We start from the raw sequence: 18,634 nt of genomic DNA, 5'->3' as shown, positions 1-18,634 counted from the left end.
AGACATAAGCTAAGATTTTGAATGATTTTTGTAAAAAATCTTGCTTCTGTTTTGAGTCAAGAATGGTCATCAACTGAAAAGTATCCTGGAGTAAGGTGGAAATTTTTAGTTGATGCAGATTTTGATGGTAGTTCTGGTTTATCCCTTGGTTTTGCTGAAATAGTGCCTGGTGGAGATTTAACACTTCATTATCACTCACCAGCAGAAATATATGTGGTTACCAATGGTACAGGAATTTTAAATAAATCAGGTAAACTTGAAACAATTAAAAAGGGCGATGTAGTTTATATAGCTGGAAATGCTGAACATGCCTTAAAAAATAATGGAAAAGAAACCCTTGAATTTTATTGGATTTTTCCAACAGATCGTTTTTCAGAAGTAGAATACTTTCCAGCAAAACAAAAGAGTGTGTAAGGTTTTTAATAAAAGCCCCATAAAAAAAACCCCCAGAACTTTCATTCCAGGGGTTTAGAATTTTAATTTAAAAATTATTCAGCAGCTTGTTTCATAGAAAGTTTAACTTTACCTCTATCGAAACCAATCACTTTAACTTTTACTTCGTCACCTTCTTTAACAATATCAGTAACTTTTTCTACTCTTTTAGTAGCAAGTTCTGAAATGTGAACAAGACCATCTTGTTTTCCTAAGAAATTTACAAATGCACCAAACTCCATAATCTTCATTACTTTACCTGAGTAAATTTTATTTAGTTCAGCTTTTGCTGTGATGTCTTTGATCATTTGCATAGCAATGTTTCTAGACTCTTCGTCCGGAGCAGCAACAGTTACCACACCTTCATCGTTCACATCTAGTTTAGCACCTGATTTTTCAACAATTTCTCTAATCGTTGCTCCACCTTTTCCAATTACAGCTGCAATATCTTTTTTATCAACAGTAATTTGTTCCATTTTTGGAGTGTGTTCACCAACATCAGCTCTTGATTCACTTAAAGCTTTGTTCATTTCACCTAAGATATGAATTCTTCCTTCTTTTGCTTGTTTTAAGGCCTGCTCCATGATTTCAAATGTGATACCTGTAATTTTAATATCCATTTGAAGCGAAGTAATTCCATCTTTAGTTCCGGCAACCTTAAAATCCATATCTCCTAGGTGATCTTCATCACCTAAAATATCTGACAAGACACTAAAGTCATCGCCTTCTTTAATTAACCCCATTGCAATACCTGCAACTGGCTCTTTAATTGGCACTCCAGCATCCATAAGTGCAAGAGATGCACCACAAACACTTGCCATTGATGAAGAACCATTGGATTCTGTAATTTCTGACACTATTCTGAAAGTATATGGAAACTCTTCCTTTGGAGGTAATGAAGAGTTAATTGCTCTCCATGCTAATTTTCCATGACCAACTTCACGTCTTCCAGTTCCAATTCTTCCAGTTTCACCAACTGAGAAAGGAGGGAAGTTGTAATGAAGCATAAATCTTTCTCTATGCTGTCCATCTAAACTTTCCAATCTTTGTTCATCATCAGATGTACCTAAAGTAGTAACTACAATCGCTTGTGTTTCACCTCTAGTAAATAGAGCTGATCCGTGAGTTCTTGGTAAAACACCAACCTCACACTCAATAGCTCTTACATCAGCTAAACCTCTGCCATCAATTCTTTTTTTATTTTTAAGAATGTCAGTTCTAACAATTTTTTTTTCAAGATTTTTTAATTCATCATTAACGTTAAAATCAGAATAATTTTCATCCTCTGCAAAAAGTTGTTTTGCTTTATCAGAAATTTCTGAAATTTGATTTGATCGTTCTTGTTTGTCTATTGTTGCAAAAGCTTTAGTTAAATCTTCTGTAAAGTTTTCTTCAAGTTTTTTCTTAACTTCCGATAAATCTTTTTTCTCAACAGTCCATTCTGGTTTCCTGCATTCTTTTGCAAGTTCCTCGATCATTTCGATTACTGGAACAAAACCTTCGTGACCAAACTTAACTGCATCTAACATTACTTCTTCTGTTAAACCTGACGTTTCTGACTCAACCATCAGCACAGCATCTTTAGTACCTGCTACAACTAAATCTAAAGTAGAGTTTTCTAACTCAGCTTTTGATGGGTTTAATATGTATTTTCCATCAACTAAACCAACTCTTGAAGCACCTACAGGTCCCATAAATGGCATTCCTGAAATGGCTAATGCAGCTGATGAAGCTGTAATTGCTAAAATATCTGGTTGATTGTCTTTATCATATGAGATTACAGTTGGTAATAACTGAACTTCATTTTTGAATTCACTTGGAAACAAAGGTCTGATGGGTCTATCAATTAATCTTGAAATCAATTGTTCACTTTCAGTTGGTCTTGCTTCTCTTTTAAAGTATCCACCAGGAATTTTACCACCTGCATAATATTTTTCTTGGTAATTTACAGACAGAGGAAAATAATCCATATCTGGATTTACTTTTTTGGCTCCTACTACTGTTGCTAAAATAACTGTTTCACCACATGAAGCAATGATTGCTCCGTCTGCTTGTCTTGCTACTTTACCTGTTTCTAAACTTATCTTCTTACCTGCTACTTCAATTTCCTTCTTGTATACTTTGAACATCTATTTTCCGTTTCCTTCTGTCTATTTTCTTAAATTTAATTGAGTTAATACATTTTTGTAAGAATCAAATTTATTTTTCTTTAAATATTCTAACAATTTTTTTCTTCTATTTACTGCTCTTAATAATCCAACCGAAGAGTGTTTATCTTTTTTGAATTGTTTAATGTGTGCTGAAAGAGTTTCAATTTTTCCTGTTAATAATGCAATTTGTACTTCTGAAGAACCAGTGTCCTTCGCGTGCATTTTTAATTCTTCTGCTTTTTTCGTCATACTATTTATTTTCCTATTTATTTGTTTGTTTTATTAAGTTTTCTATTTTTTCTGCGTACTCAAATGAGTCGTCTTTAGCAAAAAGTATTTTTGGTAAATATTTCATAATTATTTTTTTAGATAAAGCTTTTCTAATTAAGAAAGAATATTCTTTTAATTTTTTAATAACTAACTCCGAATCTTTACCACCTAATGGTAATACGTAAGCTTTTGCAATTTTAAGGTCTTGACTCATTTTTACTTCAGTAACTGTTATAGTGTTAGTTTCTAATTTTGGGACCTTAGCTTCATTTCTGGCAAAAATCATGCCTAAAGATTGCCTAATCATCTCTCCAACACGCAATTGTCTCTGTGAAACTGGTTTTCCTATTCTATCAGCCATTATACTGTTCTATCCGTTGTAGTCGTACTAAAGGCCTCTATTGTATCGTTTTTCTGGAAATCGATAAAGTCCTTAAGTGTTATTCCACACTCTTGGCCATTACTAACCTGTTTTGCCTGATCTTTTTCTCTAAAAATAGTACTTATTTTACCCGTGTAAATAATTGCTCCATCTCTTACTACCCTAGCGCTTGCGCCACTAGTTATTTCACCTTCGGTTACTTTTGAGCCTGCAACTTTTCCTGTACCTGAAACTTTGAAAATTTCTAAAATTTGAGCTGTACCAATAATTTTTTCCTGAACGTCTGGAGTAAGAAGTCCTGACATTCTTAATTTAATATAATCCAAAACTTCATAAATAATATTATAAGAAGAGATTACAATTTTTTCATTTTCTGCTAATTTTTTTGCTTCCTTACTTGGTTTAACATTGAATGCAATTAGTGCAGCGTTAGATGCTTTTGCTAAAGTTACATCTGTTTCTGTTACCATTCCAATATCAGATAAAATTATTTTAGGTTTTACTTCATCATGGGTAATTTGATTAATCGCACTTTTGATTGCCTCTGCAGATCCATGAACATCTGATTTTACAATAATATTTAATTCTGCAGCTGACTTATCAGCAAAAGCTGAGTCTTGAGTCGCAAAAGTTAAAGGACTTCCACCAGTTTTGCTTTCTTCTGCTCTATTCTGACTTAATGTTTTTGCCTCTTTTTCTGAATCTAGTACAATAAAATCATCTCCAGATTTAGCCGCTCCATTAATTCCAAGAATTTCAACTGGCATTGATGGTGGTGCTTCATTAACATTTTCTCCTTTATCATTAATCAAAGCTCTTACTTTTCCCCATTTTAATCCACTAACAAAGAAATCACCTTTTTTAATTGTTCCAGATGTAACCACAACTGTTGCAACAGCTCCTCTGCCAATATCAATTTTAGATTCTAAAACAATTCCTGTAGCTTTAGATTCAAAGTCAGTTTTTAAGTCTAAAATTTCTGCTTGTAGAACAATCGACTCTACTAACTTATCTAAATTTTTTTTATTTTTTGCAGAAATTTCAACCATTAAAGTATCTCCCGATAGATCTTCTGCAATAAGTTCGTATTCTAAAAGTTGGTTCTTTATTTTTTGTGGATCTGCTTCAGGTAGATCACACTTGTTAATTGCTACAACTATTGGAACGTTCGCAGCTTTTGCATGTTTTATAGATTCAATTGTTTGAGGTTTAACACCATCATCTGCAGCAACTACTAATACTACAACGTCTGTTAATTTTGATCCTCTAGCTCTCATTTCTGTAAATGCAGCATGACCTGGTGTATCAATAAAAGTTAGTTTATTAGATTCGTGTTGTATTTGGTAAGCTCCAATGTGTTGTGTTATTCCACCAAATTCACCAGAGACAACATTCGCACTTCTTAAAACATCTAATACCGAGGTCTTTCCATGATCCACGTGGCCCATCACAGTTACGATTGGTGGTCTATTCTTTAAATTTTCAGATCTAGACTCTTTTATTTTTTGAATAATTTCTTCTGCTTTTGTTTCTCTAATCGGATTGTGACCAAATTCTTTTACTAAGTATTCAGCAGTATCTGCTGCTAATGTTTGATTGATAGTAACCGTAACACCCATTCCAAATAAATGTTTAATTACATTGCTTGATTGCTCAGCCATTCTGTTAGATAGTTCTCTCACTGTTATTGCTTCAGGAATATTCACATCTCTCTTTACGGGCTTTAAGCTTTCTTGAATCTCTTCTTTAGTAAGTTCTCTATTTTCTTTTAATTTTGCTCTTTTAAGCGAAGCCATACTTCTTGATCTTGCTTCAATCTCATCACTTAATGCTCTTGATACTGTTAATTTTAATTCTCTTTTTTTAGTTTCGGGTTTACCTGTATCCCCTTTTAATCTTCTAGTTGCTCTTTGTTCAGCTAACTTACGTTTTTCATAATCATTAGTTATTGGAGAAGCCGGTTTAGGTGCTGATGTGGTTCTTGGAGGGAAACTACTTGTTGTTGATACTGCTGGTTTTGACCTAACACTAGCAGGTCTAGTAAAGTTACTTCTAGGTGCGAATTTGCTGGACTTTTTTTCAATTACAACGGAATTTTTACTTTGAGTTTTTGCTAACTCTATATTCTCTATCGATTTCTTGGCTATGCCAGACAGTGTTAATTTTGTTTTTTTGTTTTCCATATTTCATTACTCAATCTTTGTAAATTATGCTTCTTGCAGACATAATTAATTCATCCGCTTCTGTTTTTGATAAAGCAAAATCTTCAAGGTATCCTTGAATCTTAATTCTTTCACCTTTCACAACATCATAACCACCTGTTAATTCATCAGAGGCAAGGTCTGCAAAATCTTCTAATTTTAAAATCTTTTGCTCTCCTAAAGTAACTAACATTCCAGGGGTCAGTCCTTTGTGATTTATAAGATCATCTTGAAGTCCCAAATCTTTAATTCTTTGAGTAATATCTTCTTGATCTTTTTGGTAAAACTCTTTTGCTCTTTCAATCAAAGCCTTGGCAGTGTCTTCCTCTATACCTTCAATTTTCATTAAATTTTCTGGTGAACTATCTTTAATATCTGAGATTGAAGAAAAACCTTCAGCAACAAGTAATTGTCCTAATGTTTCGTCCAGCTCTAAGTTTTTAACAAAGTTTTCAGTTTTTTCTTTAAATTCAGATTGTCTTCTTTCTGAATCTTCTGCATCAGTCATTATATTAATTTCGTAATTTAATAATTTAGTAGCAAGTCTTACGTTTTGACCTCTACGACCAATTGCTTTACTTAAATTTTCTTCTGTTAAAATTACATCTAATTTTTTTGCAACACTATCAACGTTTACTCTTTGAACTTCAGCTGGTGACAATGCATTTGAAACTACTATTGCTGGATCTTCAGACCAATTAACAATATCAATTTTTTCACCTTGTAATTCGTTAACCACTGCTTGGACTCTTGATCCTCTCATTCCAACACAAGCTCCTACTGGATCTAATGAAGTATCAACTGCTTTAACACAGATTTTTGCTCTACTTCCGGGATCTCTTGCTGATGATTTGATTTCAATTAAACCATCATAAATTTCAGGAACCTCTTGAACAAATAATTTTTCCATAAATTTTGGATGTGCTCTTGATAAAAATATTTGTTGTCCTCTAGCTTCTCTTTTAACATCATAACAATAAGCTTTAACTCTATCTCCAGCTTTAATGTTTTCTCTAGGGATCATTTCATTTTTTTGAATAATTGCTTCAGTTCTACCTAAATCAACTATCACATTTCCAAACTCTAGACGTTTAACAATTCCACTTAGAATTGAGTCTTTTTTATCTATAAAATCATTGTATTGTCTTTCACGTTCTGCTTCTCTTACATTAAAACTAATAACTTGTTTTGCTGTTTGTGCAGCTATTCTTCCAAAATCAAAAGAGGGAAGCGGTTGTAAAATTTCGTCACCAATTTTTTTATCTTTGTTGACTTCATTTAAAATGATTGCATCTTGAAGATTAATTTCTGTATTTGTATTTTCTGGCTTTTCTACAACAATTAATTTTCTGAAAATTCCAATATCGCCACTTTCTCTGTCTATTAAAACTTTAATTTCATTGTCCTGTCCAAATTTTGATTTGGCAGCTTTTGCAATTCCAGTTTCCATGGAATCTATAATTAATTCTTTATCTATAGACTTTTCTAAAGCAACTGCTTCAGCAATTCTTAATAATTCTAATTTATCTGATCTTCTATTTAACATAAGTTTATTAGCTCCAAAAAAAAATGGGCTAAAGCCCATTCTGTAATTTCAATAATGTAAGGGCAATATATAAAGATTTTTTTTTAATTCAATAGCAACTATTTAGAAAAAACGTCTTTTTTATCAGTTTTTTCCCATGAAAATGAGCCGTTAGCTTCAGGCACTCTTCCAAAATGACCATAAGCTGCTGTTTTTTCATAAATAGGTTTATTTAAGCCAAGCATTTCTCTTATACCTCTTGGGCTTAAATCAAAATTTTCTGAGATCTTTTCTGTTACAAATTTATTTTTTTCTAAATCATTATCAAATAAATCTACATAAATTGATAAAGGTTTAGAAACTCCAATTGCGTATGCTAGTTGAATTAAACATTTTTCAGCAATGTTAGATGCAACAATATTTTTAGCAATATATCTTGCTGCATAAGCAGCTGATCTATCAACTTTAGTTGGATCTTTACCAGAGAAAGCTCCTCCACCATGAGGTGCTGCTCCACCATAAGTGTCTACAATAATTTTTCTACCTGTTAAGCCACAATCCCCATCTGGACCACCAATTACAAAATTTCCGGTTGGGTTTATATATAATTCTTCTTCATTAAAATCTTTCAAAAACTTTTCTGGAATTGATTTTAATAAATAAGGTTTTAATAATTCTCTTACTTTAGCTTGATCTACATCTGCTGAGTGCTGTGAAGATATAACAACTGATTTTACTTTGGTTGGTTTTCCATCTACATACTCAAACGTGACTTGACTTTTTGAGTCTGGCTCAATATTTTTTAATTTTCCAGATTTTCGATCTTCCGCCATTAATCTCAAAATTTTATGAGAATAATGAATTGGTGCTGGCATTAATTCTTCAGTTTCGTTACAAGCATAACCAAACATTATTCCTTGGTCACCCGCTCCCTCATCTTTATTACTTGATGAGTCCACACCCATGGCTATATCAGCGGATTGTGCATGAAGGTGGCTTTCTATTTTTGTAGCTTCTCTCCAAGTAAAACCATCTTGATCGTACCCTATATCCTTGATGCATTCTCTTACTTTTTGAATAAGATCTTCTTCTTTGATGCTCGGTCCTCTTACTTCTCCAGCTAAAACAACTTTATTTGTAGTGGTTAAAGTTTCACATGCTACTCTCGAAAACGGATCACCTGAAAGAAAGCTATCCACAACCATATCAGAAATACGATCTGACACTTTATCTGGATGTCCTTCAGAAACAGACTCGCTTGTAAATAAAAAATTTTTTAAATTACTCATGTGTAATTTTCTTAAATGAAAAAATTAAAAAAATATATAATAAAATAAGTATAAAAAATATCTTATCCCCATAATTCATATAAGGCGTAGATTTAAGGATTTTACTCTCTTTAAAATCAACATAACCAGTAGTGCCAAACTCAACTTTTTTTTCTATAATACCAATTGGATTAACAATGGCAGATATTCCATTGTTTGCTGATCTAATTACATATTTTCCACTTTCAATGGATCTAAAGATACTGTGTGCAAAATGTTGCTTTGGGCCAATAGAATTTCCAAACCACCCATCTTCTGAAATATTGATTATATAATCAAAATTTTTGTCTTTAAATAATCTATTTGAATAAATAATTTCATAACAGATTAAGGGAAGTAATTTTAATTCTATCTTGTCATTTTTTATTAAAAGTGCTTTTTGGTTCTCACCTTTTGAAAAAGATTGGTAATCATTGGTTACTGTTTTAAGTCCTATTAAACTAAGTACCGATTCAAATGGAGTAAACTCTCCAAATGGCACTAAATTAATTTTGTTATAACTATGAATTAAATCCAATTTATTATTAAAAATCGCCATTGAATTAAAAAATAAATTTTCACTATTTTTAATTTTTACACTATTTAGACCCATGATAATTAAATCATCACTCGAAAAACTATTTGAAAATAATTCCTTATATATATCCATATCTCTTAAATAACTGTCTGGAATAATTCCTTCAGGCCATAAAAAAATCATTGGTTCTTTTTTTTCTGGATTACTCAAGGTAATTAGTTCTTGGATAATCTTTAATTCATCCTGCTTTGAATAAAATCGGTCTAAACTAATATTGGGTGATACGGCTCTTATTGTAAAATTATTTTTAATATCAGCTGTAGTATTAAATTGATTATATTTTAAATTGCCAAAAACTAAAAAACCTACAGAAATTATTATAAAAAAAAAACAGACAATAATTTCTTTTCTGGTTTTTCTTAAGATAAATACAGATGGAACAGTAAATAAAGATATACAAATTAAATTGAAAGAATAAGTCCCAATAAGTGAAAGAATTTGAATAAAATAAATACTTTCTGAAAAACTAAAAGCAATTAAATTCCATGGAAAACCAGTAAGTATAGACCCTCTAATAAATTCAATAGATCCACATAAAATTGAAAAAATAAAAAATGTACTAACAACATCTCTAGAATAAAAAACAGAAAACAAATAAGTTATTAATCCATAAAATATTGCAAGAAAAGCAGGAAATAAAACTATAGCTATTGGTATTAAAAATTTAAAGCTTTCATCAAAAGTTAAGGAAATTGCAATCCAATATAAACTACATAAAAAATAACCAAAACCAAAAAACCATCCATATTTAAAGAAGGATTTATTTTTTGGATTAGTTTTTTTTTGTGTAAAAAGAAAAATAAAAAATAACGAAAAAGTAAAAAAATTAATTATAAAATAATTATAAGGTGGCAAGCTGTAAGAGCTGATAGCACCTAAAAAAAATACATATAATATGTTTAAAAAATTTTTTTTAAGCAAGTTAAACAACTTTTGTTTTAATGAATTTATAAATTAAATCTTCTTCTTTGATCATTTTTTGAAAGTCTTTTAGTTTTATATGATCGTGTCCTAATAAATGAAGAAATCCATGAATAAAAATTTTAATGACTTTTTGTTTAAACTCTAAAATGCTTATATTTTTTGGTTTATTCATAAACTCATAGCTAATTACTATATCACCAAGATAATTTGATTTTTTTGGGTTAAATTTTTTTTCAAATGGAAATGATAATACATCTGTAGGTTTATTTTTATTTCTAAAATCTTTATTTAGCTTTTTAATATTCTTATTATTTGAAAGTAAAATTGTTAGATCTATTTTTTTACCGATAAATTTATATTTTTTTGGAAAAAATTTTAGAATAGAATCAAAAAAAATTTTATTTCTTTTGATTTTTTTGCTCCAGAGAGTGCACTCCGAAACTACATCAATTTTAATCATTTTCTTGGTCAGAGTACGCTTTTACAATCTTAGATACCAAAGGATGTCTCACCACATCTGAATGATCAAAATCTACAACTGAAATTTCTTTTAAGTGTCCAAGTAATTTCTTAGATCTACTTAGGCCTGACATGTTTTTATTTGGTAGATCTATTTGAGAAGGATCACCATTTATAACAATTTTAGAATTCTCACCTATACGTGTTAAAAACATCTTAATTTGAGTATCTGTTGCATTTTGGGCTTCATCTAAAATTGCAAAAGAATTCTTTAACGTTCTTCCTCTCATGAAAGCAAGTGGTGCTATTTCAATATCACCAATTTCAATCATTCTCTGTATTTTTTCAAAATCAAATAAATCATAGAGAGAATCATATAGAGGCCTTAAATAAGGATCTACTTTCTCCTTCATATCTCCTGGTAAAAAACCAAGTCTTTCACCAGCTTCTACCGCTGGTCTTGATAGAATAATTCTTTCAATCTTTTTATCAAGCAACATAGTTAATCCAACTGCTACTGCTAAAAAAGTTTTACCTGTTCCTGCAGGGCCTGCAGATATGACAATATCACTTTGTCTTAAAGCTCTAACATATTCTTTTTGCCTCTCTGATCTGGGGATAACAGATTTCTTTGGTGTTTTAATTATGTCAGAAACATTTTGATTTTTTACTTTTTCTTCAATCATAAATTTATCTATAGATGAGATTATATCTTTTTTTTCAATACTGCCATTATTAATAAATTGATTTGCAAGAAATTGAATAGCATTTTTTGTAATTTCGTTTTGTTCTGGGGTTGATTTTATTAAAATAGAATTTCCCCTTGAATAAAGATTTGTATTAGTAATTTTTTCAAGTTCTTTTAAATTTTCATTAAACTCACCAACAACACCCATTAATAAATCATTATCATGGAAGATAACACTTAAAGAGTTATTATCAGAGTATACAAATTTTAATGTTGAATTAATTTTTTTTGAAACTGTATTATTCAATTTTAAGCTACCTTTTTTTTAGAGCTTTCGGTTAATTTTCCAAAAAGACTATTTTGATTGCTACTTGTTATTTCGACTTGCACAAGTTTTCCAATATTTTCTATATTACCATCAAAAATTACTGATGTCATATATTCTGTTCTGCCAAATAACTTAATCCCATCTTTCATTTTATTTTCTACTAGAACATTTAAAATTTTATTTTCTAGAGATTTATTTTTTTGTATTTGGTTATTAAATAATTTCTCCTGAATTATCTCTAATCTTTGTTTAGATTTTTTTTGATCCACAAGTGTTAAATTTGCAGCAACGGTTCCTGGTCTTGGGCTAAAAATAAACGAATAAGAGTTGATAAATTTTATTTTTTCAATTAGTTCCATTGTCATTTTAAAATCTTGCTCATCTTCTTCTGGGTATCCAATAATAAAATCACTGGAAAACTCAATTTTTGGGTTAATCTTCCTAAGTTTTTCATAAACTAGTAGGTATTCTTCAATGGTGTGTTTTCTATTCATTAGATTTAAAATTTTATTTGATCCACTTTGTACCGGTAAATGTACAAGAGGCATCAGTTTAGATGATGTCTTATAAACATTAATCAAACCATCTGTCATATCCTTAGGATGAGATGTTGTGTATCGAATTCTTTCAAGTTTATCAAAGCTATCCAATTTGATTAGCAAATCTGATAGTCTATATTCTTTACCTTCCTCATCATAACTGTATGCGTTTACATTTTGACCTAACAATATAATTTCTTTTGCACCACTTTGAACCAATTCTTTTGCTTCATTTATGATTTGGTCAAAAGGTCTGGAGTATTCTGGTCCACGAGTATAAGGCACTACACAAAAATGACAGAATTTATCACAACCTTCTTGGATTGTTAAAAATGAAGAGACTTTACTGTCTTTATTTTTAATCTGACTTAAATAATTAAATTTAGAAATTGTATCAAATTCTGTTTCTTCCTCTTTTTTTTTGTTTTTTAAATGATTTAATATTGCCTCATTTATTTTATGGTAAGACTGTGGACCAATTACAATATCAATATAAGGTTCTCTTTTTAACATTTCTTGATTTTCAGCTTGAGCGACACAACCAGCAACAATTACAATTGGTTTTTTTTTCTCTCTAAAAATTTTTTTGACTCTTCCTATTTCATGGTAAACCTTTTCTTTTGCTTTATCACGAATATGACAGGTGTTTAAAAGATAACAATTTGCATCCTCATATTTTTCAGTTTTTTCAAAACCTATTTTTTTTACAGTATCAAATATACGATTTGAATCGTATTCATTCATTTGACAACCGAAAGTTTTAATAAAAATTTTTTTTACCATTATGTTAGGGCTTTTTTTTAACCCCATATAATTCTAATTTGTGATCAACTAATCGATAACCGTATTTATCAGCAATTTTTTCTTGTAGCTTTTCTATCTCTTCATCCACAAATTCAATAATTTCTCCTGATTTAACATCAATTAAATGATCATGATGTCCTTCATTTAATTCCTCGTATCTAGCTTTGCCTCCTTTAAAATCATGTTTAGCTAAAATTCCAGACTCCTCAAAAAGTTTTACTGTTCTATATACTGTGGCAATACTTATTTTTGGATCAATCTTTGAAACTCTATTATATAGTTCATCTACATCTGGATGGTCATTAGACTCTGACATTACTTTTGCGATAATTTTTCTTTGATCCGTTAGTTTAACACCTTTAGCTAAACATTTTTGTTCAATATTTTCTGACATTTTTTAATTTTAACTTAAATAAATAGGATTAATCAAATTCTTTTTAATTTTAAATTTTTCACATAAACTAGGGACTTCTTCATACTTAACTTCTTTAAATCCTTTAAAATCTTCAAAACTAAAACAATAATAATTGATTTTTTGTGTTAGAAATAAAGCTTTAATCGTCGCTAATGAATTTCTAATTCCCGCAAAACTACCAGGTCCTCTGTTAACATAAATAATATCAATTTGATCTAAAGTAGAGGAATTTACCTTTAAAAAATCATTAATTAAGATCATTAATTTTTCAAAATTAATTTTGCTATTTTCATGAGTACAAGTATAAATATTTTCACTAACTATGAGTGTTAAAAAAATTTTATCTCTTGTGGCATCTACTATTAAATTTTTCATTATAATAATGTTATTTGCTATCAATTCTAAAGCAGAAGAAAATAATATCAAATATTATTCTGAAGATAGTGGCATTCTTTCTTTGATGTATCACCGATTTGATGAAAATAAATATCCTTCAACAAATATACAAATGGATATTTTCAAAGAACAAATGTCTATAATCAATACCTCAAATTATAAATTTTTTGATCCACAATACTTACAAAAAGAATTTAATTTTCCAAAAAATAAAAAAGAAATACTTATCACTGTAGATGATGCGTTCTTATCTTTTTATAAAATTGCGTGGCCATATTTGAAAAGAGAGAAAATTCCTTTTATTTTATTTGTTTCAACTGAGACCGTAGGTAAAACTGGCTATATGAGTTGGCAACAAATACAAGAAGTAGAAAAAGAGCCATATGCTTACATTGGCAATCATTCACATTCTCATAATTACCTGGTTGATCTAGAAACAAAAAATTTTTTGGCTGATATTAATACTTCAATTGAAATTTTTAATCAGAACTTAGGTTATAACCCAATCTTTTTTTCATACCCATTTGGTGAATATAGCAAAACTATTAAAGATTTTATTTCCAAAAATTTTGATTTTGCTTTTGGACAACATTCTGGTGTCATTGATATTAATAAAGATCCTCATGAATTACCCAGATTCCCAATTAATGAAAAATATGGTGACTTAGAAAGATTTAAATTTTTGATTAATCTTGGTCCACTTCCATACAAATCTTTAAACCCTGAAGACAAGTATATTATCAATAACAATCCACCAAAACTATCTGTTGAATTTTTTGAAAATCAAAAAAATATAGAAAATATTAATTGTTTCTCTGATGAGGGTAGTGGATGGGATAAGTCAAATATTACTTTTAATAAAAATATACTAAACATAAATTTTAGAGAAAAATTTACATTCAGAAGAGGTAGAGTTAATTGTTCACTTAATGATGATGGAATATGGAGATGGTTCGGCGTTCAATTTTCAGTGAATCAAAATTAAATTAAACTTTCTAAATCTTTGCTAGATGGTAATAACTTTGCATCATCAAAATCTGTTAAATCATTTTGTCTAATAATTTGTTGTAAAATTTTAACATACTCTTTTCCTGTCTCCGCATATTTATCTAAATATTCGGTAAGAATCATGCTGTCCAATTCTTTTCCTTCATCTCTCAATTCTGCTCTTGCACTTCTAAAATCTTTATAAGACGAGTGTGTGTTTAAATTTCTTTGATAAGCTTTTACAGACGCTTGCAAAACATTAAATCTCATAACTTTATGTGTACTATCATTTTCGGCATCAGCTGGTTTTATTCCTTCACCACTCCACGTCCACTGACCAAACAATGCATTTCCCTCTTGAGCAAATCTTGATGTTCCCCAACCAGTTTCCTTTGCAGCTTGTGCAATTGCCATTGAAACAGGCACTTCATCCATTCTAATTTTCAATGTTGATAAATCTTTATTTACAACTCCATATTGTTTAAATTTTATGTTTAACCACTCTTGTTCTGTCTTTGTATTTTTGCTTTTATTTAAAATACTAAAGAGCTTTATTCTATCTAGTTTAATACTATTATTTTCATCAATGACTAAAGGCAAAATTATCTGAATGAATAAGTCTTTTCTTTTTTTAGTATTTTCTATTTTTCCAATTTCTTTTGGTAATAGATCTAAATTTATAGGCTTTACTAATTTATTTTCTCTAACATCTTTTAAATTATAATTTGTTGATTTAAAAAGTTCTTCAATTGTTGCAGCACTTAATAGTATGGCATCTGATGGCTGCTCATCAAATGTTAAAACATCTTCATATAAAAACTTTTTATTTAATTGTTCATCTAGTTTTGTTGTTTTATTTTCTAATAATTTTTTTAAATTATTCTTTGAATTATTTTCATAGTCCTTAGAAAATATCATTTTTTCTTTTGTAAGATTAATGGCAAATGGAGCTATAAAAAAAATTGATATAATGATTAAACTTGATAAAAAAGTTCTTGAAAGATTATCTAGTCCACTTTTTTGTGCTTTTAGTTTATTTTTTTTTTTAAATCTTTTGCAGTTTTAAAAAACGATGTAAGTTTTTTTCTCATAACTATATTGCAACCACTTCTTTAACCTCAGGCAAATAGTGACACAAAAGATTTTGTACTCCTTGTTTTAAGGTCATTGTCGAGCTGGGACAACCAGAGCAGCTTCCCTGTAATTCTACCTTAACAATTCCATCTTTAAATTCTTTAAATTTAATATCACCACCATCTTTTGCAACAGCAGGTCTAATCTTTGATTCTAAGATACTTATAATTTGCTTTTCGATTTCAGTGTGTTCCTCTTTTTTTTCACCAAGTAACTCATTGGCAATTACAAATTCTTTTCCTGTAGAATAAAAATCATTAATCAGTGAAATAGCTATATGTTTAATATCTTCCCAATTTACTTCTTCATTTTTATTTACAGATATAAAATCTTCTCCTAAAAATACGCCTGTTACCCCATTAATTGATAAAATATTTCTTACTAATTCATTATCAGTTTCTTCTTTTTTTATCACTTCAAATGAGCCATTATTGGAAACTGTTTTTCCAGGCAAAAACTTTAGTGAATTTGGATTTGGTGTTACTTCAGTTTGAATAAACATCTTTTTATATATAATGATTACTGAGAAAATTTAAACTAATTAATATAATCTTATTAAAAACCTACTAAATCTTTAATTTCTTTTATTTTTTTTGAAGCAATTTTATTAGCTTTATTAGAACCTTCTAAAAGAATTTTATCTAAATAACCTTCATCATTTAATAATTTTTTTATTTCTTTTGAGATTGGGTCAATAGTTTCAATTAAAGTCTCTGATAACTTCTCCTTAAACTCTGAAAAATTTTTTCCTTTAAATTCAATAATAGATTTTTCTAAATTTTGATTTTTTAAACTTGAATAGATCCCTAATAAATTTTCAGCTTCTGGTCTTACGTTTAAATCTTTAATATCTGAAGGAAGTGGCAAAGGATCCGTTTTTGCTTTTTTAATTTTATTTAAAATCTCTTCGCTATTATCTGTAAGATTAATTCTACTCAAGTCTGAAGGATCTGATTTGCTCATTTTTTTTAAACCATCTTTAAGACTCATTATTCTAGAAAACTCTTTCTGTATTAAGGGCTCTGGAACTTTTAAAAAATCTGTTGCATTAAAATCGTTATTAAATTTTTGTGCTATATCTCTACAAAGTTCTAAGTGTTGTTTTTGATCATCACCAACAGGAACATGAGTTGCGTCATACAACAGGATATCAGCAGCCATTAATACCGGATAGGAGTAAAGGCCAATACTAGCTTTTTCCTTATCTTTTCCAGCTTTTTCCTTAAACTGAGTCATTCTATTAAGCCAGCCAATTCTTGAAACACAACTTAATATCCATGCGGCTTCAGAGTGAGCTGGAACCATTGATTGATTAAAAATTATACTTTTGTTAGGATTTATTCCACTTGCAATAAATGTTGCTGCAGTTTCTCTTATATTCTTTTTTAGTTCCTTAGGGTCTTGTTTTACTGTAATTGCATGAAGATCAACTACACAAAAAATACACTCATTTTCTTTTTCATTTTGGAGTTTTACAAAATTTTTAATTGCTCCAAGATAGTTTCCTAAATGTAGGTTACCAGTAGGTTGTACTCCAGAAAAAATTTTTTTAATCATATCAATAGTTTAAATTAATATCCGATCTTTTAAAAGCCTTGATTAAAACTGCAATGAAAAAATAAAATATAAGACCAGCAATAACAGCACCCATTAAATAGATCGCTTTGAAATTTTCTTGATAGGACAATTCATTATTAAAAAAATAAATTATATAATTAAAAAATATTCCCATAATCACTGATGTTGTTAAAATTTTAATTAATCTATCTATAAAAATAAGATTAAAATTGAAAAAACTTTCTTTTTTTAAAAATATGAACAATAGCAATGCATTCAACCAAGATGAAATGGTAGTTGCGATTGGTATGATTATAAAACCAATTTGTTTAAAAAAGATAACACTTATAAATACATTTAATAAAACAGATAATAATGAAATATAAAACGGTATTTTTGTATTATGTCTTGCAAAAAAAAATGTCGAAAAAACTTTTATTAATGAAAAAGCAGGCAAACCAATTGCAAAATAAAATAGAGCTTTTGCTGAATTCTTAACACTTAACTCATCAAAAGAACCATAGCCGAATAATGAAGAAATAATTTCTTCTGAGGCAATTAATAATGCAACTGTTGCTGGGATACTCAAGAATAGACTAAGTTCTAAAGCTTTATTTTGAATTAAGTTTATTTTATCTTTATTTTGACTTTTAACATATTTGGATAGTTGAGGTAAAATAACTGTACCAATTGCAATTCCAGCAATGGCTAAATTTATTTGATAAACTCTGTCAGCATAATAAAGGTAAGAAACTGCACCAGCTTGAAAAGATGCAATAATTGTTCCTACTAAAATATTTATTTGAGTAACACCTGATGAAAAAATACTAGGTAATAATTTTTTAAAAAAGTTTTTAATTTTTTTATCAATGTTAATTTTAAATTTAATCTTTGGTGAAAAATTTTTTTTTACAAAAAAGTATAGAAAAATAAATTGTACAGCACCTGAAATAGTTACAGCATAAGATAAATAATAAACAAGATTATCGTCTAATATTTTTGCAAATAACAAAACTCCAATTAAAAGTATATTTAAAATAATTGGAGCAGCGGACGCTATTGCAAATTTATTATGTGAATTTAAAATTGCAGAAAAAAATGATGCTAAACTTATAAAAATTAAAAATGGGAAAGTTATTCTTGTTAAGGTTATAGCTAGTTCCATTTTATCATAATCGCCTTCAAAACCTGGTGCAATTAGATAAACAAATAAAGGCATCAATATCTCTACAATCAGAACTAAAACTATTAGACCTAGGGTGAGTAGATTAAAAATACTATTAGCAAAATTTTGTGCTTTTTTTTTATTCAATAATGATGAGTAGCTTGGAACAAAAGCTGCATTAAATGTTCCTTCAGAAAATAATCTTCTAAAAGTATTGGGAATTCTAAACGCCACAAAGAAAGCATCTGCCAAAATTCCAGTTCCAAGGAATACTGCTATTAAAATATCTCTTAAATAGCCCAGTAACCTACTAATTATTGTAAAAAAGCTAAACGTGCTTGTTGACTTAATAAGGTTCATAAATCATATTAGT

18 protein-coding genes are annotated in these 18,634 nt (G+C 29.2%); 2 read left to right on the top strand and 16 right to left on the bottom strand.

Annotated elements, in window-relative coordinates:
* Positions 1-21: 21 nt before the first annotated feature.
* The gene (locus tag AC5SLT_RS06985; protein WP_018413735.1) at positions 22-414 is read left to right on the top strand and encodes a cupin domain-containing protein; all 393 of its coding nucleotides are present in this window, start codon (positions 22-24) and stop codon (positions 412-414) included.
* Positions 415-488: 74 nt separating this feature from the next.
* Here AC5SLT_RS06985 and pnp read toward each other — a convergent pair whose 3' ends face one another.
* From pnp to AC5SLT_RS06925, 12 genes are all read right to left on the bottom strand, one after another.
* Positions 489-2,561 carry a polyribonucleotide nucleotidyltransferase gene (pnp, locus tag AC5SLT_RS06980; protein ID WP_006997515.1) on the bottom strand — a complete coding sequence of 691 codons (2,073 nt, stop codon included), beginning with the start codon at positions 2,559-2,561 and terminating at the stop codon, positions 489-491.
* A gap of 21 nt (positions 2,562-2,582) precedes the next feature.
* Positions 2,583-2,831: a 30S ribosomal protein S15 gene (gene rpsO / locus AC5SLT_RS06975; RefSeq protein WP_018413733.1), complete on the bottom strand. Its 249-nt coding sequence runs from the start codon at positions 2,829-2,831 to the stop codon at positions 2,583-2,585.
* 13 nt (positions 2,832-2,844) lie between these two features.
* Positions 2,845-3,213 carry a 30S ribosome-binding factor RbfA gene (gene rbfA, locus AC5SLT_RS06970; RefSeq protein WP_271627313.1) on the bottom strand — a complete coding sequence of 123 codons (369 nt, stop codon included), beginning with the start codon at positions 3,211-3,213 and terminating at the stop codon, positions 2,845-2,847.
* Positions 3,213-5,417 carry a translation initiation factor IF-2 gene (gene infB, locus AC5SLT_RS06965; protein WP_494591884.1) on the bottom strand — a complete coding sequence of 735 codons (2,205 nt, stop codon included), beginning with the start codon at positions 5,415-5,417 and terminating at the stop codon, positions 3,213-3,215. Before infB ends, rbfA begins: the two co-directional genes overlap by 1 nt.
* 10 nt (positions 5,418-5,427) lie before the next feature.
* Positions 5,428-6,981 carry a transcription termination factor NusA gene (gene nusA, locus AC5SLT_RS06960; protein ID WP_026225039.1) on the bottom strand — a complete coding sequence of 518 codons (1,554 nt, stop codon included), beginning with the start codon at positions 6,979-6,981 and terminating at the stop codon, positions 5,428-5,430.
* Between the two features lie 98 nt (positions 6,982-7,079).
* Positions 7,080-8,249: a methionine adenosyltransferase gene (gene metK / locus AC5SLT_RS06955; protein ID WP_006997520.1), complete on the bottom strand. Its 1,170-nt coding sequence runs from the start codon at positions 8,247-8,249 to the stop codon at positions 7,080-7,082.
* Entirely contained in the window at positions 8,242-9,786 is a 1,545-nt protein-coding gene (lnt, locus tag AC5SLT_RS06950; protein WP_494591882.1) for an apolipoprotein N-acyltransferase, read from the bottom strand. Before lnt ends, metK begins: the two co-directional genes overlap by 8 nt.
* Before the next feature lies 1 nt (position 9,787).
* Positions 9,788-10,249 (bottom strand): rRNA maturation RNase YbeY, encoded by a 462-nt coding sequence (gene ybeY / locus AC5SLT_RS06945; RefSeq protein ID WP_494591880.1) that lies wholly within the window; start codon positions 10,247-10,249, stop codon positions 9,788-9,790.
* Positions 10,242-11,243: a PhoH family protein gene (locus AC5SLT_RS06940; protein WP_011281670.1), complete on the bottom strand. Its 1,002-nt coding sequence runs from the start codon at positions 11,241-11,243 to the stop codon at positions 10,242-10,244. The genes ybeY and AC5SLT_RS06940 overlap by 8 nt, the downstream gene beginning before the upstream one ends.
* A gap of 2 nt (positions 11,244-11,245) precedes the next feature.
* Positions 11,246-12,613 (bottom strand): tRNA (N6-isopentenyl adenosine(37)-C2)-methylthiotransferase MiaB, encoded by a 1,368-nt coding sequence (gene miaB, locus AC5SLT_RS06935; RefSeq protein ID WP_494591878.1) that lies wholly within the window; start codon positions 12,611-12,613, stop codon positions 11,246-11,248.
* Positions 12,591-13,001, bottom strand: a complete 411-nt coding sequence (locus tag AC5SLT_RS06930; RefSeq protein WP_415278291.1) for a Fur family transcriptional regulator — start codon at positions 12,999-13,001, stop codon at positions 12,591-12,593. The genes miaB and AC5SLT_RS06930 overlap by 23 nt, the downstream gene beginning before the upstream one ends.
* Before the next feature lie 9 nt (positions 13,002-13,010).
* On the bottom strand, positions 13,011-13,397 hold the full coding sequence (locus AC5SLT_RS06925; RefSeq protein ID WP_494591876.1) for a peptidase M22: 387 nt from the start codon (positions 13,395-13,397) through the stop codon (positions 13,011-13,013).
* Positions 13,398-13,404: 7 nt separating this feature from the next.
* Here AC5SLT_RS06925 and AC5SLT_RS06920 point away from each other — a divergent pair, with 7 nt between their 5' ends.
* On the top strand, positions 13,405-14,403 hold the full coding sequence (locus AC5SLT_RS06920; RefSeq protein ID WP_484013902.1) for a polysaccharide deacetylase family protein: 999 nt from the start codon (positions 13,405-13,407) through the stop codon (positions 14,401-14,403).
* On the opposite strand, the gene AC5SLT_RS06915 is transcribed toward AC5SLT_RS06920, so the two are convergent.
* The 4 genes from AC5SLT_RS06915 to murJ all read right to left on the bottom strand — a co-directional run bounded on the left by AC5SLT_RS06915 (position 14,400) and on the right by murJ (position 18,621).
* A complete protein-coding gene (locus AC5SLT_RS06915) occupies positions 14,400-15,323 on the bottom strand; it encodes a glucosaminidase domain-containing protein (protein ID WP_494591874.1) in 924 nt (307 codons plus the stop codon). The two genes, AC5SLT_RS06920 and AC5SLT_RS06915, sit on opposite strands and share 4 nt — an antisense overlap.
* A 175-nt stretch (positions 15,324-15,498) precedes the next feature.
* Entirely contained in the window at positions 15,499-16,041 is a 543-nt protein-coding gene (locus AC5SLT_RS06910; protein WP_494591873.1) for a NifU family protein, read from the bottom strand.
* 53 nt (positions 16,042-16,094) lie between these two features.
* A complete protein-coding gene (trpS, locus tag AC5SLT_RS06905; RefSeq protein ID WP_494591871.1) occupies positions 16,095-17,096 on the bottom strand; it encodes a tryptophan--tRNA ligase in 1,002 nt (333 codons plus the stop codon).
* Between the two features lies 1 nt (position 17,097).
* On the bottom strand, positions 17,098-18,621 hold the full coding sequence (gene murJ / locus AC5SLT_RS06900) for a murein biosynthesis integral membrane protein MurJ (protein ID WP_494591869.1): 1,524 nt from the start codon (positions 18,619-18,621) through the stop codon (positions 17,098-17,100).
* Positions 18,622-18,634 lie beyond the last annotated feature (13 nt).

Source organism: Candidatus Pelagibacter sp. PS_11 (assembly GCF_059417975.1).
This window is presented reverse-complemented; position numbering and strand designations above follow the sequence as displayed.

Coding starts and splice junctions, on each gene's coding strand:
- AC5SLT_RS06930 (WP_415278291.1), bottom strand. CDS start 13,001: ATGTCAGAAAATATTGAACAAAAATGTTTAGCTAAAGGTGTTAAACTA.
- infB (WP_494591884.1), bottom strand. CDS start 5,417: ATGGAAAACAAAAAAACAAAATTAACACTGTCTGGCATAGCCAAGAAA.
- ybeY (WP_494591880.1), bottom strand. CDS start 10,249: ATGATTAAAATTGATGTAGTTTCGGAGTGCACTCTCTGGAGCAAAAAA.
- AC5SLT_RS06920 (WP_484013902.1), top strand. CDS start 13,405: ATGTTATTTGCTATCAATTCTAAAGCAGAAGAAAATAATATCAAATAT.
- rpsO (WP_018413733.1), bottom strand. CDS start 2,831: ATGACGAAAAAAGCAGAAGAATTAAAAATGCACGCGAAGGACACTGGT.
- pnp (WP_006997515.1), bottom strand. CDS start 2,561: ATGTTCAAAGTATACAAGAAGGAAATTGAAGTAGCAGGTAAGAAGATA.
- trpS (WP_494591871.1), bottom strand. CDS start 17,096: ATGATTAAAAAAATTTTTTCTGGAGTACAACCTACTGGTAACCTACAT.
- rbfA (WP_271627313.1), bottom strand. CDS start 3,213: ATGGCTGATAGAATAGGAAAACCAGTTTCACAGAGACAATTGCGTGTT.
- AC5SLT_RS06910 (WP_494591873.1), bottom strand. CDS start 16,041: ATGTTTATTCAAACTGAAGTAACACCAAATCCAAATTCACTAAAGTTT.
- metK (WP_006997520.1), bottom strand. CDS start 8,249: ATGAGTAATTTAAAAAATTTTTTATTTACAAGCGAGTCTGTTTCTGAA.
- AC5SLT_RS06915 (WP_494591874.1), bottom strand. CDS start 15,323: ATGATATTTTCTAAGGACTATGAAAATAATTCAAAGAATAATTTAAAA.
- murJ (WP_494591869.1), bottom strand. CDS start 18,621: ATGAACCTTATTAAGTCAACAAGCACGTTTAGCTTTTTTACAATAATT.
- nusA (WP_026225039.1), bottom strand. CDS start 6,981: ATGTTAAATAGAAGATCAGATAAATTAGAATTATTAAGAATTGCTGAA.
- miaB (WP_494591878.1), bottom strand. CDS start 12,613: ATGGGGTTAAAAAAAAGCCCTAACATAATGGTAAAAAAAATTTTTATT.
- AC5SLT_RS06925 (WP_494591876.1), bottom strand. CDS start 13,397: ATGAAAAATTTAATAGTAGATGCCACAAGAGATAAAATTTTTTTAACA.
- AC5SLT_RS06985 (WP_018413735.1), top strand. CDS start 22: ATGATTTTTGTAAAAAATCTTGCTTCTGTTTTGAGTCAAGAATGGTCA.